Source organism: Winogradskyella poriferorum (assembly GCF_036553625.1).
Lineage (GTDB): Bacteria > Bacteroidota > Bacteroidia > Flavobacteriales > Flavobacteriaceae > Winogradskyella > Winogradskyella poriferorum.
This window is the reverse complement of the sequence record NZ_JAZHOU010000002.1, coordinates 23,085-40,449: the sequence shown is the minus strand read 5'-3', so window position 1 is coordinate 40,449 and position 17,365 is coordinate 23,085. Positions and strand designations below refer to the sequence as shown.

Genomic DNA, 17,365 nt, shown 5'->3' with positions numbered 1-17,365 from the left:
ATGAAACGTTTTACGTCTAAGTAAGTGAGATAAGTTTTAAGTAATAGTTTTTATAAGATTTTTTAAATTTTATAATAGTGTTAGTTAAATTGGTTAATAGCTGAAAAGCCCAGACAACTTTAGGTTGTTTGGGCTTTTTTAGTTTTGCTCAGAAGGCTTTAAAACTTTTTAGCAAGTCCGATTTTTTATATTCACCAACTTTAAGAAAGTACTCACCATTGGGCTTTACAATTACAAAACCTCCATTTAGTCCATTGTGCATAAAGAATAGATTTCTAATTATTTCATTTTCATCTTTAAGCCAATGTATTTTCTTTCCATGATAATAATGTAAGTCTTTCACTCTTTTATTTATAATCCAAAAGTGATTACATTCCTCTATTTTATCTAAGCTGGCATCCATATTTCCTTTAAAAATGTCCCAAGGTACCTCAAAGCCTTTCCTATATATTAATGGATCATTATCTATAAAATTGATTACCAATTTTTTACTAAAATCTATATTTTGCTCAGATATACTGTTTAAGTGATTTTTTAGATGCTCGTACTCTGTCTCAGATAAAGTACCTTTTGTATGGCTTTTTACTTTAGTTACAGAACCATCTTCATTTTGTACACTGTACATATAAGGCTCACTCTCAACTACACTTTTTGTAGTAGAGCAAGCAACCATAGTTATTATGGCTAAAAGCTTTAATAAGTTTTTCATAACTCAACTATTTTTATTCCTTTTTTGGCTATTCGATTTTCAGAGTTTATACTCAAAACCTTTTCATATAATTTTAAAGCTTCTTCTATGTTTCCGATTTTATAATTTATAAAAGCCATATTCAATAAAGCAGCTTCCCTATAACTATAACGTGACATTTTTAATAAAAAAATAAAACCATATCTATCAAAAAAATTGTGCTTACTAAAAAACAGATGACTTTTCTCAAAATCTTTTAATGCTGTTTTATAATCCGCTTTAGCTAAATTTATTAATCCCTTAATATGCTTATTAGGAATAACTCTATAAAATATAAGATTTATAATTAGGTAGCAAAAAAGTCCTATTGCCCAATGATAATAATATGGATAAATTGAATATACAATTATAATTAGTGTATTTGCAATTGCAAAATGAAGTATAATTGTTATTGTTTTTTTAATTATCACGTAGGTTGTAGATTAGTTGAATTATTGGTTAATATTGCGAGTACACACCAAACTGAAAATCCGTGAGGATTTTCCGCAATGAACGAAAGGTAGCAAATTGCAATCAATTCCGATTAGGAGTTCAGCCGAAATGAGTCATACACGTTGTTGACTTTAGTATTTTTTATATTCTGTTATTTTATTTCCTGATTCCGAAGCTTTTGCAATAATTTTTTCCAGATTTTTTTTATCGATCAATGCAGTTACATAAGAGTCACTATCAATATAAAGATTGATTAAAGTCAAACCGTTTTTATTCAACGTCTCGTTTATAATTCCGAGTAATGCTCCAGTATCTTTTTCATTCTCGTTTTGAATTTCAGGTAATTTTGGTAACGCATATTTTTTTCGTTCAGCCATTTGGTCAAGTGACCATTTAATGTCATCCATTCTTTGTTTCCAATCAAATTCCCAAATATATTTTCCATCACTCAAGTTATCAATTAGTAAAAACCATTCAGGCTTCTTTTTTATGTCATCACTCAGCCCTCTAAAAGATTGATTTTTAATATTTTCAGTATCGTAATAGTAACTCCCATCTTTAAAAACTGATTCAGGATTTAGTTTGAATTTCTGAAGTTTGTTAGAAAAGGATTCCAATTGCTCACTGTCATTAACCTCAATTATCAATTCAGCTAAACTCTCGAATTGTGATAAGTCCTTTGTAGATTTACAACTGAAACAAAGTAGAATTAAAGTTAAATTCAGAAGGTTTCTCATTCGGATTTGGTTTTTCAATATTAAAGCCAACGGTCTTGTATATGAAAAGTAGCGGATTTTATACACTAATTTTTCGGATTATAACGTACCTCTAATTTATTCATTTTGTTTCGATTAAGCGATTAAACCGCTATTTTTTATATACGTTGTTGTGCATAGTACTTTTCACGTTCAGCTTGTTTTTCCGATGTTTATTATTTAGTTCAGATTTAGCCTTGGCAAGACATACTCTTTTACAGTTTTGGTGTAGCGTTGGCTTGTGCGACTGTAAATGTGTATGGCTTTAAGCGTTGGCAATTCAATTCAAACTATTATTTATTATTTTCCCAAAATTGGGCAATTTTAAATAGTTTTCCTTTGTCAAATTCTTTCATATTAGATATTGCTTGACCTTTCGAAATCTTCTCTAAACTTCTTGCACTTGTAATACCTTCTTTATCACTCAATCCTAAAAATTTGTTTATTGCTTTTGAATTAGTTTTATCTTTTATATTAAGTAAATAAGAAATCTCACAATTACTTGAAAAATCAAATCCTGGTTGATTAAATTCTGCTATACCTTGTGAAAGTAAAACAGTAGCAACTCCTTTAGAACGGAATTCTCTTAAAATCTTATCAAGTATTTCTTGATATTTTTTCTCTTTAAAGATAACGTGAGCTTCATCAATAAGCAACACATATCGCATTCCTCTATAACCATTTTCAGTTGGTGTACTTTCCATATTTGCAAACGTATTGTAAATATAATTTATGATAAGGAAAAGAGAAGTAAAACGAACAGAGTTTGAAAGGTCGCCAGAAAGTGAGAGATAGATATTTTGATTTAAGAACGATTTACCTTTTTGTTCTTCCTCAAAAATATTGTAGCTACTCAACTCATAGATTATTTCTGTAAGTGTGTCTCTTTTGTCTCCAACACTTTCTAATAGTTTTTCGTTTATTTCAGGTAAAGTTGGGTATTCTCCAGCTTTTTTCTCGTGAAAACATTCTAAAATAACGTCTCTCAATTGACCACGTTGTTTAGGACCAAGATTTGAATATTTGCATACAATATCTACAAATTTATCTATTCCCATTTGTCTGTCCGTTTCATTAATACTGTCAATAAATGAAAGTGGATTTACTGGAAATGGAATTGAAGGTACATCAACAAACGTTGCACGAGTTTTATCAAAAAAAGGTTGATATTCTTTAAGGTCGTCATCTTTTAGACCTTTAAAATCCAAATAAATATAATTAACGTGATGATTTGATTCTTGACTAATTTGATTTAATAATTCAAGTGCAAATTGGGTTTTACCTGTACCAGATGCACCTGCAATTGCAATATGCGAGTTATTGTAAACTTCGGTATTGTTGAATTCTAATATGATTGATTCTTTTTCATCGATTTTAGAGCCAATATTCAATTTAATTGGTTCTTTAAAATATGTTTTTTCAATGTTTTGATTATTGTTTCTAACAGCGTCAAGATTTACTTCAACGCTATTTAGCATTTCAATACCTTTATCTAAATGGCCAATTAAAAAGTCAAAAAAAGTATAGTTTTTACTATTAGAAAACAAATTGTCCATTAATTCCAAACCGTGGTCAATATGCAATTTTACAAACTTGGGAATATTTTCATCTGTTTTATAAATACCATAATATTGACAAATACTTGCGATATAAAAGTCTCGATGTTTTGCGTCAAATAATATATGGTCTTTATATTCTTTACCTTTTGAATCGTAAAGAGTAAAATCATTTGTAGTAAATTTTTTACCATTCTGTAGAGAATAACCAAGTGCAATACGTGCAATTACATTTTCTTTTGTACCAGTAGGTAATTTGCTTGTTAAACTGCGAACGATGTCTTGGTTTGCTTCTGAAGTTCTAATATTAATTTGCATCGAGTTCGTCGTATTTTGTTAATAGATTATCAGGTGTTGCTTCCACGAATTTTGAAGCATCTGTACTATAATTGTGAATTAAATATGCTTTGCTCATTTTTGGCTTTAGCAAATTAAATTCAGGTACTGTTAATTCTTTATGTAGCAAAGGAAATAGCACAACTTGTTTAGAAACATTTGGGTAGAATTCTTTTATCACATTTTGGGCGTGGTCTGCATCAAATTTTTGCATTGGCGAATCTATAAATACAGGAAACTCAATGTCAGATTCGTCAACAAGCGCTTTTAGTAGGGCAGAAGCGTACATTTGTCGTTCTCCCATAGACAAAGAGCCTTTGTCTATTTTTTCATTACGAGAGTTAAAAAGACTTATATCAACATCATCTCCAGCTTGATTTATATCAACAGTAACCTTTTCAATGAAGTTTTTCTTGTGAAGTAAGATGTTTAATTCATTTAAAATATTTTCTTCAAGAGATTTTTTCTTTTCTTCCTTAAATGATTTAATGAATACTTTTAGTTTGTTGATTATCTCTTGCGCTTTGGCATCCTTGTCTGAATATTTGCGAGAATTATCAATTTTCTTTCTTAATTCCTCTTGTCTTTGCTTCAAGGTTTTCTTCGTGTTTTTAAATGTTCCAATTTTTTGGTTTAAATCTCTGATTTCTGATTCTATGGTCAAAACTCTTGTATCCAACTTTTCTTTATCGGCTCTTAAACTTGCAATATGCTCATCTTCTGCATCTTTTTCAGCATCACGAATTTTTCGGCGAATACTATCAATCGAGTTTTTTGTTCTTAAATATTCGTCGTTCAAATTTGTAAATGAACTTTTGAATGAATGTTTAAGCGTATTAATTAGGGTATTAAACTCATTTGTTTCAGTATCTGAAAAGTCGTGCAACGTTTTAAAATTACTTGGTAATTCTGGTGTGTCTGAAAAGAAATGTTTTTTGACTAAAGCACTTATCTGTTTTTCATAAAAATTCCGAATATCCGTTGGAATTACAATTGGAAAACTTCGCTTTTTATCCTCCAAATCGTCCAAAATATTTTTGGTTTTTACATCAACATCTTCTTGAATAAATTTTGAATCTCGATAATCTTTTTCGTCTTTTAGTTGAGTTGAAACTTCCATTAAAGTTTCTCCAGCCAATCCAAAAGGTATCAAGTCAAAAAGGTCTTTTAGTCCATCTTGCAAACCAATCATTTTATTGTTTAGTTCGCTTTCCTCTACTTTTAAATTATTTAGTTGCTCCAAAGTCATTTTATTACCTTCGGTAATTAATTTTCTTTGAATATCATTAGAAGCGTTAGCTTTCTCTATTTTCTCTTCGTCAAGTTCCGAGATTTCTTTTTCAAGGCTTTCAATTTCTATATCTGCATTGTCAATATCTGCAATTATGGAATTTAACTCTGTTTTTTCCTTTGGTTTAGCAGATTTTTTACGATAATCATCTTGAATATTTTCTAATTGTTCTTTTAAGTCTTCGTACTTTTTGATTCCTAAAACTTCTGTGTAGGCTTTACTTAAAAGTCTTCTTTGTTCTGGTGAATTTATTTCAGCAAGTGCAACAATTTTTTCTGCATCAAAAAAGAAAAATTTAGCAATTTCAATTGGTAGAATGTAATCTCTAATAAATATTTCTTCGCCTTGTTGTCCGTCTGTTGTTAAATCAAGTATTAATTCGTTTTCAAAACCATCGACCAATACTTCAACTTTGTCGCTCGTACTTGAAATAGTATTAAATGAACGAGTTATTTTGATTTCTTTACAAGGAATTTCTTGAATTTTGACATCATTAAAGGTTACAGAAACAGAAAATTTATTTTCTCCTTCAACCTTTGCAAGTCTGTTTAAACTATTTCCAATATATTTTGGATAACCACCTTTGTCCGAGATTTCTTTTAGATAAAGTTCATCTACATTTTGCATTTGTTTGCCATATAGACACCAAACCAATGACATTAAAAAAGTGGTTTTACCAAAACCATTTTTACCACTTACAAGAGTAATGTTTTTGTCAGTTTCAGGCGAAAGGTTTATCGTATTTTTACCTTTATAGATTCTGAAATTATTGAGTTCAATTTCTTTTATAAACATTTATTTATCTTTCTTTAAATATTCCTCAATCTTGTTTTCAATATCATTTTTAAGTCCTCGTTTCTTGTTTAATAAGGATTTGTTTTTTTGAAGCATTAGCAACTCTTGTATGAGTTCAAAATCTTCTGGATTTTTCTCGCAGGATTTTTTGAGTAATTCCAATTCCTTTTCCTGCTTTTTATTTTGTTCTTCCATATTTATATTGGTGTTGTATGCAGAGTGATAAATGTTTGAAACTTTATAATTAAAAATCAAATCTCTGTACCAAATTGTTTGAATAGCAACTAACTCTTGATTTGTAATTAGTTCAACGTGTGGTCTGTCAATTTGAATTTCTTTTTGAGCAGTAATTACTCTCTCTAAAATAGATGCTCTATATTTTGGTGTATAAGGTCCCATTCCATTTATTGCATCTGTACCATTTCTTCTTTGTGGCATCCTATTTTCTTGAATGTTTCGCTCATTGTAAAGTTGATTTCTGAATTCAAGTAGTGGTTGTAACCAAGTAAGACCATTTTCAATGAGGGCACTCATAGATTTATCTTTTTTTACAACTGTACAAACCCAACAACCAAACCTACTTTGACCACAAGATTTATGCTCTTTTGAGGTTACAACAGTAGGACATTCATAATCGTCAGCACTTGCATCTGAATAAATTTGAAATAGTTCTGAATTGTCTGCTTTCCAAGGCGAAGGCATTGTATTTATTATATACCAAACTTCTTCTAATGATAAATTTCTAATTGGGGCATACATATAAGTATTTGGCTGTGTTGGATGCTTTGTAAGTCTTTTACCTTTAATAGCGTGCTTTTTCATAGATTTTGCACGTTGAGCACTTTCAGCAGACCTTGTACCAATAAGTATGATTGCCTCTCCAACTTCATCAACTTGTTCCAATATAAATCTTGAAGTTGGTCTAATTTTTAAACGTTCAGTACACCAACGAAATGCGTTATTTGGTGCTGGATAACCTCTCCCAATTAAATTTACCCAAAATGAATCTTCTAAACGTGGGATTGTTTTAATTACACGAATAGGGATATCTTGGTCTCTTGATGCAGTTTCTATTTTGTCTAAAACTCTGTAAACGTATTCAGTGATTACAGGATTTTCTACCATCGTATCATTGCAAACCACATAGATGTCACGTTTTACTATTCCAGTTAATTCTTTTATCTGTGAAATTGCTTCCCAAACAAGTTGAAGCATTACAGTAGAATCTTTTCCACCACTAAAGCCAATTATCCACGGACGCTTTGTTTCGTCAGCGTACATATATTGGTCAATTATTTCATCTATTAAGTGTTGTATAAATTTTGCCATATTTGGGCATAAAAATAATTAATTCAGATTGAGCGTTGGCAGGAAACAGCTCTTTTATTTTTTTAAGCGTTGGAATTTCGCATTGGCAAAAAATAAATGTGCTGTTTGTGCGTTGGCTTTTTTAGTTCAAATGTTCATTTTCAGTACGATTTCTGCATTATGCACAACGTTGTTGTATATGGTTTGTTGCGTGTTTTAAGCACTTAATTTAGCAAATAAAAACCGAATAGAAAATCCGCGAGGATTTTCGTAAGTAGGCTAGAACTAGCAATAAATTATATACGGTGTTGCCATTTCGTTGTTTTTTCAATTCGTTATTATTCCGATAAATTCTGTTTTCCGATTTTCTGAGTTTGAGTGAATTCAGTCAGCATTTTATTCCGTAATATTATTCAATTCCGTTTGAGTGAGTAACTCATCAGATTGTCAAATTCAGTATTTAGTTTTTTAAAATTTCCTTTTTTGATTTCTCCAGTTTCAATTTCAATTCCTGAATTTCAGCGTTTTTATCTTTAACCTCCATTTGAAAATATTTTAAACTTGTAAACAAATATATTAGTACAAGAATATTTCTAAAATCTATAGAGTTATATTCAGTCAAGAAATCAAATTTGCTAGAAATCCATAAAATTCCAAATAATAGAATTGATGCTGTAGAAATTATTTTTAATGTTTTTTTCATTTCTTTTTATTTTCAGTTTTTGAGTGCGTTCAGTCAATGAATGGCAACGGTCTCGGCTATGAGTAGTTGCGTGGTTTAGCACTTAATTTTGCAAGTAAACACCAAACTGAAAATCCGCAAGGATTTTCAGAAGTAGGTGAGAACAAGCAATTACTTATAGCCATTGTTGTGTGTAGTTTTTATTTTAAAAATCTAAAATCTTTGCTCCACAATTTTTTCCAAGTTTTTTAAATAATTCTGCTAACTTTTTGGTTTCATTCTCATTGATGGTTCCTTTTGAAAAAAACAAACTAATGTCATCATCATATTTCCAGAGTTTTTTAGTTCCATTTTGTTCAATGTCTGTATAGCTTACATCTTTATTTTTAAATTTTAATGTAATCCACGGTTGCCTTTCATTAACATACATTACGTCAGTTAAATTCTTTAAAGAACAATTCAATTCTGTAATATAGCTTGGACTTCCTGGAATCGACATTTCTAATTGTATTTTCAATTTACAATTGTTGACTTCTAATGTTGTAGGTCGTTGTGAATACAATTCAATTCTGTTTTTCAGGTAGTCTACTATATCCTCTTGTGATTGCGAATAAATGTTGGAATAAGCAATTAAAAACACAACAAGCAATGACCATTTTTTTATTCCAATAATTTTTTTTGCCATAGTATAATAGGTTATTGAATATTTAAAATTAAGAATAATTCTTTATCTAAATCAATGTTCGATTTTTGAACAGCATCTTTCATTATTCTTTCAATATCGACATCATTATTTTTTGTTAATTCCAACCATATTTCTCCTACATCTTGAATAGAATTAACTTTAAATGAATATTTATTATCATCAAATATTTCATAATTTGAGATTTCTAGCTTATAATTCGTATTCAATGAATAAGAAGCTGATGTTAGTTTTTCGCTTTGTTGAATCGAAGTCGAAAATCCTCTTTTATCAATTATATCATTAACTCGCTTTATTATTTCTTCTTTGTTCATTGGGTTTCTCAAATTACACACAACTTGTTATAATACAATAAATATAACAATTATCCCATCATATTTTAGGGATAACAAAAACTAACCTTTATTCTACTTAAAGCTATTCCAAAAAAAATCCTGCTTTCGCAGGATTAATTTGTTTTACCATTTTATAATAACGCTTCCCCAAGTAAAGCCACTACCAAAGGCGGCTAAAACTACGGTATCGCCTTCTTTTATCTTACCTTCTTCCCAAGCTTCGGTTAAAGCTATTGGAATTGAAGCTGCTGTGGTATTACCATACTTTTGTATGTTATTAAACACCTGGTCGTCACTCAACTGAAATTTCTTCTGAATAAACTGTGCTATTCTCAAATTCGCTTGGTGTGGAATAAGCATATCAATATCTTTTGGCTTTAATTTGTTTTTCATTAAGCCTTCCATAATCACTTCACTAAAACGTACCACTGCATTTTTAAATACAAATTGGCCGTTCATGTAAGGAAAATAGCTTTCGTCATCTTTATTATCATCTTCAATAATATCGGTAACCCAACGTGTTCCCATTCCTGGGGCTTTTACCACCAATTCTTCGGCATGCTCACCTTGGCTATGCAAATGTGTAGATAGAATACCTTTGCTTGTATCTTCTTCTCGTGTTAAAACTGCTGCTCCTGCTCCATCGCCAAAAATAACAGACACACCTCTACCACGAGTGGTTTTATCTAATCCGTGAGAATGCAATTCGCTACCAATAACAAGCACATTTTTGTACATGCCTGTTTTTATAAAATTATCTGCAACAGAAATGGCATATACAAAACCAGAACATTGGTTACGTACATCTAAAGCTCCAACCGTTTTTATATCTAAAGCATGTTGCACTTGCACACCTGGACCAGGAAAATACATATCTGGACTTAGTGTTGCAAAAATGATAAAATCGATATCGTCTTTATCTATTCCGGCTCGTTCTATAGCAACTTTTGCAGCTTTTACACCCATAGTTGCCGTAGTATCTCCATCACCATCCTTTACCCAACGACGTTCTTTAATACCTGTGCGTTCTTGTATCCACTCGTCACTGGTATCCATGATTTTAGATAAATCATCATTAGTAACTACATTATCTGGAACATAAGTTCCTAAACCTATTATTTTTGAATTATACATAGTATTTTTTTAAGTATTGCAATTTAATCTATAAGATACGATTTCGTTTGCAATAAAATTTAAATTCGTTATGCATGCATAATATTTAAAATTATGTCATCTTGTCACAATTTTTCGATTGGTATTTTATTTGAATGTAGCTGTCCAGAAATAAATTGACTAATAACGTCACTTCGAGTGTTTCGAATTTATTTCGAAATGTATCGAGAAGTTCTCGATATTTCGACTTCGTCTCAACTCGAACTGACATAAAACTTAAAATACAATGGCAAAAGGAAGTATTAATGTATCGGTAGAAAATATCTTTCCGTTAATTAAAAAATTCTTGTACTCAGATCACGAAATCTTTTTACGTGAGCTGATTAGTAATGCAACTGATGCAACTTTAAAACTAAAGCACTTAACTAGCATTGGCGAATCTAAAGTTGAATATGGTGAGCCAAAAATTGAAGTAAAAATTGACAAGGAAGGTAAAAAACTTCATATTATAGATCAAGGTTTAGGTATGACAGCCGAAGAGGTTGAGAAGTACATTAACCAAGTCGCATTTTCTGGTGCTGAAGAATTTTTAAACAAATACGAAGATTCGGCTAAAGATGCTGGTATCATTGGACATTTTGGTCTTGGGTTCTACTCTGCGTTTATGGTAGCAGACAAAGTAGAGATTATAACAAAATCGCATACTGATGCACCTGCTGCGCACTGGACTTGCGATGGTTCACCAGAGTTTACTTTAGAAGAAGCTGATAAAACCGACAGAGGTACAGAAATTATTTTACATATTTCTGAAGGTGAAGAGGAATTCTTAGAAGAAGGAAGAATCCGTGAGCTTTTGACTAAGTACAACAAGTTTATGCCTATTCCAATTAAATTTGGAACTAAGGAAGTAAATGATCCAGATTTTACACCAAAAACCACAACAGATAAAGACGGTAAAGAAACAACTGAGCCTCACAAACAAATTACTGTAGACGATATCATTAATAACCCTAATCCTGCATGGACAAAACAACCTGCAGACTTAGAGGACCAAGATTACAAAAACTTCTACAGAGAGCTGTACCCAATGCAGTTTGAAGAACCGCTTTTCCACATTCATCTTAATGTAGATTATCCGTTTAACTTAACAGGAATCTTGTATTTCCCTAAGATGACGAATGATCTTAATATTCAAAAAGATAAAATTCAACTGTACCAAAATCAAGTTTTTGTAACGGATAATGTTGAAGGCATCGTTCCTGAATTCTTAACCATGTTAAGAGGTGTTATAGATTCTCCAGACATTCCACTTAACGTTTCGCGTAGTTACTTACAAGCTGATGGTGCGGTGAAAAAGATTTCATCTTACATTACACGTAAGGTTGCAGATAAATTAAAATCTCTATTCAATTCTAATCGTGAAGATTTTGAAAAGAAATGGGACGATATTAAAATTGTTATTGAATATGGAATGCTTTCTGAAGAAAAATTCTTTGAAAAAGCAGATGCTTTCGCATTATACCCAACAGTTGATGGCAAATACTTTACGTTTGAAGAATTAACCAATGCTATTAAAGCGAAGCAGACTGATAAGGATGATAAAATGGTAATTCTTTATGCGTCTAACAAAGATGAACAGCATGCTTACATACAAGCAGCTAAAGATAAAGATTACGAGGTGTTATTATTAGATTCGCCAATCGTAAGTCACTTAATGCAAAAGTTAGAAACCACTAAAGAAAATATTTCTTTTGCTCGTGTAGATGCAGACCATATTGATAATCTTATCAAAAAAGATGACACTACAATTTCCAAGTTATCTGAAGACGAAAAAACCAAGTTAGATGAACTTTTAAAAGAAGTTGTGCCTTCAGAAAAATTCATGGTACAATTAGAAGCTATGGATAGCAGTGCGTCGCCATTTATGATTACACAACCTGAGTTTATGCGTCGTATGAAAGAGATGCAACAAACTGGTGGAGGCATGTTTGGTATGGGCAATATGCCAGAAATGTACAATTTGGTAGTTAACACAAACCACGACTTGGTAAGTGAAATATTAAATACCAAAACCAAGAAAAAGCAAGAGCGCTTAATTAATCAAAGTTTAGATTTAGCGCGTTTATCGCAAGGCTTACTTAAAGGTGAGGAGTTAACAAACTTTATTAAGCGCAGTTACGAGATGATAAAGTAATAAATTCCTGCAAAAGCAGGAATCTCATAATTAATTTCAAAAACCACTTAGAAAATCCTAAGTGGTTTTTTTGTAACTTTAAATCTGAGACGTCGTCTTATTAAAGTAACAATCAATCAAAACATTCAATGAAAACAAAGATTTCACTAATTGTTGTTGTATTTAGCTTCCTTTTTACAACAGCTCAAAATCAAAATTTAACCCAACAATTCGATGATATTGTAGCCCAATATTACACTGATGTTAATGCACCTGGAGCGACGGTATTAGTTGCAAAAAATGGAAAAGCTATTTATAGAAAGGCTGTGGGTAAATCTAATTTGGAACTAGACGTAGATATGATTCCTGAGAACGTATTTATGTTGGCTTCAATCACAAAACAATTTACAGCAATTGCTATTTTGATGTTAGAAGAACAAGGCAAACTAAGCTTAAATGATCCTATTACTAAGTTTATTCCAGATTACCCTACACATGGTAAAACTATAACTGTACATCACCTTCTTAACCACACCTCTGGTATTAAAAGCTACACAAGCATAGGAGATCTAAGACAAATCGCTAGACAAGACAAAACCTTAGATGAACTTATAGATTTCTTTAAAAATGAACCTATGGATTTTGATCCAGGTGAAGATTATCGTTACAATAACTCTGGCTATGTATTACTCGGTAAGATTATAGAAGTAGTATCTGGTGAAACTTATGCAGATTTTATTGATAATCACATTTTTCAACCCTTAGGTATGACAGCTTCACAATATGGTAGTCATAGCAAACTCATTAAAAACAGAGCAATGCCTTATGAAGAAGGAGATAAAGGTTATGTTAATGCAAGTTACCTCAGCATGTCTTTACCCCATGCAGCAGGTGCGCTTACCTCAACTATTGACGATATGCTAAAATGGCAAAATGCTTTAGCAAATAACACATTGATAAAAGCATCTACATTACAAAAAGCAATTAATGGTTCTAAATTGAACAATGGCGAACACATTGATTATGGCTACGGATTAGGAGAGCTAACGCTTAAAGGTTCTAAAGGTTATACACATAGTGGTGGCATTTTTGGCACCTCTACAAATGGCATCTATTTAATAAATGAAGACGTCTATGTTATAGGCCTAAGTAATTGTAGCTGTAATAATATTGACGCTGTAACAACACAATTGGCTGCTGCTGCCATAGGCAAACCATATCCTTCAATGAAGGATGTAATACAATTAAATGAAGATCAACTAAAAAAATGGGTTGGAGCTTATCAATTTGAAGATGGTACTGTAAGACATATTTTCTTTAAGGATGGCGCATTAAAAAGTATGAGAGAATCTACAACAAATACTGTCTTTGATATTTTCCCTTTGTCTGAAAACCGTTTCATGTTTGCCGATGGTAATATTGAGTATGAATTTTCACAGTCTGATGATGGTAAAAAGCAAGCCATATTTATTACTGATTCTAAAAATATTGGCAAGCAAATAGACAAGGCTATGCCAGAAGCAAGAAAAGAAATTACACTATCTAATGACATTTTGAGTCAATATGATGGCAAGTACCAATTAGCACCAAACTTTAATGTAGTAATTACTGTAAAAGGAAATGAAATCTTTGCGCAAGCTACAGGACAAGAGCAATTTCCACTTTTTGCTGAAAACGAAACTACCTTTTTTGCAAAGGTCGCAGCTCTTAAAGTGGTATTTAATAAAAATGCTTCAGGAAAGGTAGAAAGTTTTACGTTGCATCAAGGTGGTCAAGAAAGCATTGCTAAAAAAATAGAATAGCTTTCCCTCTATTTAAAAATTAAAACCACTTAGGATTTTCTAAGTGGTTTTTTCTTATACAAAGACACCTTTTAACTTCTTTTATTAACCAATATCGAATTTAACTTAGTTTAAATTATGTTTTATTTAATTTCATTCAACTATTTATCAAATCAAAGGTGAAATCTGATAACTCTATAATTAAAACTATTTTTAAAGAGCTTGTTTTTACAGATGAAGAAATAAAGCTTATAGAATCTCTTTTTCATAAAGTTAGTATTAAAAAAGGTGAGATTCTCATTCATCCTGGTGACCATGTAGATTCTCAATACTATATTTTAGATGGTTGTTTAAGAGCGTTTCATACAGACCAACTAGGAAAAGAATATACAATTCAATTTGGAATACAGGATTGGTGGATGAGTGACTTTACAGCTTTTTTTTCTGGAGAAAAAGCAATACTTACTGTTGAAGCGCTTAAGGACTCTATCATCTATGGTATCAATAGAAAAAATAAAGAATATTTATATCATCAAATCCCAAAGATAGATCGTTTTATCAGAAAAAAATTAGAGCGCGCTTTTGCTGCTTTTCAAAAGCGGATTTTAGCAAGTTTTTCCAAATCTGCTAAAGAACGTTATATAGATTTTTTAATTACATACCCAGACATAGAAAAGTATCTAAAAAATTACCACATCGCATCATTTCTAGGCATTACTACAGAAAGCCTTAGCAGAATTAGAAAAGAAATGTGATAATCACACATTTATTAACATACATCAATTTTTTATTGCGCTAATAAGTATAATTTTACAGTCCCTAACAACGATTTAAGTAATCCCTAAGGATTAATAGCCAAAAAGCGCAAGTTTAATAGACATGCGCTTTTTTTTATCACATTCATAGCTTGAAGATTCTATATCGTTTCATTTATATTTGTTATAAAATAGAATTAAAATTGAAACCAGAGAACGACATTTCGAAAATAAAATCGCGACTGCACCCAAGAAATAAGCATAACACACGTTATGATTTTTCTAAACTTATTAAGAGTTTACCTGAGCTATCGCAATACGTTTCTAAAAATAAATATGGCGATGACTCTGTCGATTTTTTTAATCCTGATGCGGTTTTAACACTAAACAAAGCTTTATTAAAACACCATTATGATATTAATTTCTGGGAAATCCCGAAACACTATCTATGTCCACCAATTCCTGGTAGAGCTGATTACATACATTACATAGCCGATTTACTTGCTGAGAGCTTTTCAGAAATCCCAAAAGGTGCAAACATAAAAGGTCTAGATATTGGCGTAGGTGCTAATTGTATTTACCCAATTATTGGACATCAAGAATACGGTTGGTCATTTATTGCTTCTGACGTTAGCGAAAATGCTATAAAATCTGCTAAACAAATTGTTAATCAAAATTCAAATCTTTCTTCTTACATAGAACTTAGACTTCAAAAACAACGCAAAGCGTTTTTTAATGGTATACTTTCTGAAGATGAAAAAATAGACTTTAGCATTTGCAATCCTCCTTTTCATGCCTCAAAAGAAGCGGCTGAAAAAGCAAATTTACGAAAGCTTAAAAACCTCAAAGGAAAAACTAAAGGTAAAACCAAATTGAATTTTGGTGGCCAACATAACGAATTGTGGACCAAAGGTGGTGAAGCTCGTTTTATAAAAGATATGATTTTTGAAAGTAGAAAATTTAGTCAACAATGTTTGTGGTTTACAGCATTAGTATCTAAAGAAGCTACTTTAAAACCTACATATAAAATCCTTGAAAATGTTGAAGCAACTGCTATAAAAACTATAGAAATGGGACAAGGTCAAAAAACAAGTCGTTTTATAGCTTGGACATTTTTAACGGAACACGAACAAAAACAGTGGGCAAAAAACCGTTGGTAAAATTTTATTCTACCTTTGTTTCTTTATTGTCATTCCGCACTGTCTCATTGAGCGCAGTCGAAGTGTGATGCGGAATCCACTTTTTTGTTATTGGTTTATGGATTCCTGCCTACGCAGGAAAGACAAAAAATTTAAATTAAATACATGTCATTTAAAGACCTAAAACTTATAAAACCGCTTCAAAAAGCTGTTGAAGCTACTGGTTATACCGAACCTACTTTGGTGCAAGAGCGTGCTATTCCTCTAATTTTAGAAGGCAAAGATGTTATTGTATCTGCCCAAACAGGAACAGGAAAAACAGCTGCTTATGCGCTACCTATTTTGCAACAATTATTTGACAAGCAAGATGCACCTAAACGTGGTAAAAAAATTAAAGCATTAATCATAAGTCCTACCAGAGAATTAGCATCTCAAATACATCAAAATTTTAAAACTTATGCTAAGTTTTCTAACCTAAGATCGTTTACCATTTTTGGTGGCACATCTATTGAACCTCAGGTTGATGTTTTAAAAAAAGGGGTCGATATTTTAATTGCAACTCCTGGTCGTCTTTTAGACTTACACAAACAAGATTATATCAACTTAGATAAGGTTGAAACTTTGGTCTTAGATGAAGCTGATTTAATGTTGGCTATGGGCTTTATTGATGATGTAAAAAAAATAGAACGGCTTTGCCCTGAGGAAAAACAGACCTTATTATTTTCTGCTACGATTCCTTACAAAATAGAAGAGCTTGCAAATTCTATTTTAAAAAATCCTAAAAGAATTGATGTCACTCCAACGCAATCTGTAGCCCAAGATGTGAGTCAGGTCTTATATTACGTCCCAAAACGCAGAAAAATAGAATTGTGTTTGCATCTGCTTAGAAATACCATAAAAGGTAACGTCATCATATTTAGACGCACCAAATTTGGTGTAAAAAAGCTCGAAGAACGCTTATTAGAAAAAGGCTATCGTGTAGACAGTATTCATGGTGACAAAAACCAAAGCGATAGACAAACTGCACTTAATAAGTTTAAAAATGGTTATGTAAAAATTTTAATTGCTACAGATGTTGCTGCTCGTGGTATTGATATTAATGAGCTAGATAATGTCTTTAATTTTGACATGCCAAACCAAGCCGAAACCTACGTACATCGTATTGGTAGAACTGGTAGAGCTGGTAATATTGGTAATGCATACTCTATGTGTTCTGCCGATGAAAAAAACTATATAAAAACTATTGAAAACTATATCAATGTTCAGATTCCTGTTGAAAAGGAACATCCTTATCCTTTAGACCCAAATGCAAAACCTACTGTACACAAAAAGAAAGGTAGCAAATACAAAAAGGGACGTAAAAGTGAAGCCTCTAAGAAAAAGAAGAAACGCTGGTATTGATTATGAGACTTTAGAAATTAGACGTTAGACGTTAGACGTTAGACGTTAGAAATTAGATAATA

At 31.5% G+C, this 17,365-nt stretch carries 15 protein-coding genes; 5 read left to right on the top strand and 10 right to left on the bottom strand.

The window, feature by feature from the left end:
• Positions 1–148 precede the first annotated feature (148 nt).
• The 10 genes from V1468_RS06275 to V1468_RS06230 form a co-directional block, all read right to left on the bottom strand.
• Positions 149–709 carry a hypothetical protein gene (locus tag V1468_RS06275; protein ID WP_331809388.1) on the bottom strand — a complete coding sequence of 187 codons (561 nt, stop codon included), beginning with the start codon at positions 707–709 and terminating at the stop codon, positions 149–151.
• Positions 706–1,158: a tetratricopeptide repeat protein gene (locus tag V1468_RS06270; RefSeq protein ID WP_331809387.1), complete on the bottom strand. Its 453-nt coding sequence runs from the start codon at positions 1,156–1,158 to the stop codon at positions 706–708. The genes V1468_RS06275 and V1468_RS06270 overlap by 4 nt, the downstream gene beginning before the upstream one ends.
• A gap of 153 nt (positions 1,159–1,311) precedes the next feature.
• Positions 1,312–1,917 (bottom strand): DUF6630 family protein, encoded by a 606-nt coding sequence (locus V1468_RS06265; RefSeq protein ID WP_331809386.1) that lies wholly within the window; start codon positions 1,915–1,917, stop codon positions 1,312–1,314.
• A gap of 311 nt (positions 1,918–2,228) precedes the next feature.
• Positions 2,229–3,809, bottom strand: a complete 1,581-nt coding sequence (locus tag V1468_RS06260) for a DndE family protein (RefSeq protein ID WP_331809385.1) — start codon at positions 3,807–3,809, stop codon at positions 2,229–2,231.
• On the bottom strand, positions 3,799–5,913 hold the full coding sequence (gene dndD, locus V1468_RS06255; RefSeq protein WP_331809384.1) for a DNA sulfur modification protein DndD: 2,115 nt from the start codon (positions 5,911–5,913) through the stop codon (positions 3,799–3,801). The genes V1468_RS06260 and dndD overlap by 11 nt, the downstream gene beginning before the upstream one ends.
• The gene (gene dndC / locus V1468_RS06250) at positions 5,914–7,242 is read right to left on the bottom strand and encodes a DNA phosphorothioation system sulfurtransferase DndC (protein ID WP_331809383.1); all 1,329 of its coding nucleotides are present in this window, start codon (positions 7,240–7,242) and stop codon (positions 5,914–5,916) included.
• A gap of 439 nt (positions 7,243–7,681) precedes the next feature.
• Positions 7,682–7,924: a hypothetical protein gene (locus V1468_RS06245; protein ID WP_331809382.1), complete on the bottom strand. Its 243-nt coding sequence runs from the start codon at positions 7,922–7,924 to the stop codon at positions 7,682–7,684.
• A gap of 184 nt (positions 7,925–8,108) precedes the next feature.
• A complete protein-coding gene (locus tag V1468_RS06240; protein WP_331809381.1) occupies positions 8,109–8,588 on the bottom strand; it encodes a hypothetical protein in 480 nt (159 codons plus the stop codon).
• Between the two features lie 11 nt (positions 8,589–8,599).
• On the bottom strand, positions 8,600–8,920 hold the full coding sequence (locus V1468_RS06235; RefSeq protein WP_331809380.1) for a hypothetical protein: 321 nt from the start codon (positions 8,918–8,920) through the stop codon (positions 8,600–8,602).
• A 144-nt stretch (positions 8,921–9,064) separates the two neighbouring features.
• Positions 9,065–10,075 (bottom strand): 3-oxoacyl-ACP synthase III family protein, encoded by a 1,011-nt coding sequence (locus V1468_RS06230; RefSeq protein WP_331809379.1) that lies wholly within the window; start codon positions 10,073–10,075, stop codon positions 9,065–9,067.
• 265 nt (positions 10,076–10,340) lie between these two features.
• On the opposite strand from V1468_RS06230, the gene htpG reads away from it, so the two are divergent.
• From htpG to V1468_RS06205, 5 genes are all read left to right on the top strand, one after another.
• Positions 10,341–12,248, top strand: coding sequence for a molecular chaperone HtpG (gene htpG / locus V1468_RS06225; RefSeq protein WP_331809378.1), 1,908 nt, complete (start codon positions 10,341–10,343; stop codon positions 12,246–12,248).
• Positions 12,249–12,376: 128 nt separating this feature from the next.
• The gene (locus V1468_RS06220; RefSeq protein WP_331809377.1) at positions 12,377–14,029 is read left to right on the top strand and encodes a serine hydrolase; all 1,653 of its coding nucleotides are present in this window, start codon (positions 12,377–12,379) and stop codon (positions 14,027–14,029) included.
• Between the two features lie 158 nt (positions 14,030–14,187).
• Entirely contained in the window at positions 14,188–14,763 is a 576-nt protein-coding gene (locus tag V1468_RS06215; RefSeq protein ID WP_331809376.1) for a Crp/Fnr family transcriptional regulator, read from the top strand.
• A 203-nt stretch (positions 14,764–14,966) separates the two neighbouring features.
• A complete protein-coding gene (rlmF, locus tag V1468_RS06210) occupies positions 14,967–15,923 on the top strand; it encodes a 23S rRNA (adenine(1618)-N(6))-methyltransferase RlmF (protein WP_331809375.1) in 957 nt (318 codons plus the stop codon).
• 144 nt (positions 15,924–16,067) lie between these two features.
• Entirely contained in the window at positions 16,068–17,303 is a 1,236-nt protein-coding gene (locus V1468_RS06205; protein WP_331809374.1) for a DEAD/DEAH box helicase, read from the top strand.
• Positions 17,304–17,365 lie beyond the last annotated feature (62 nt).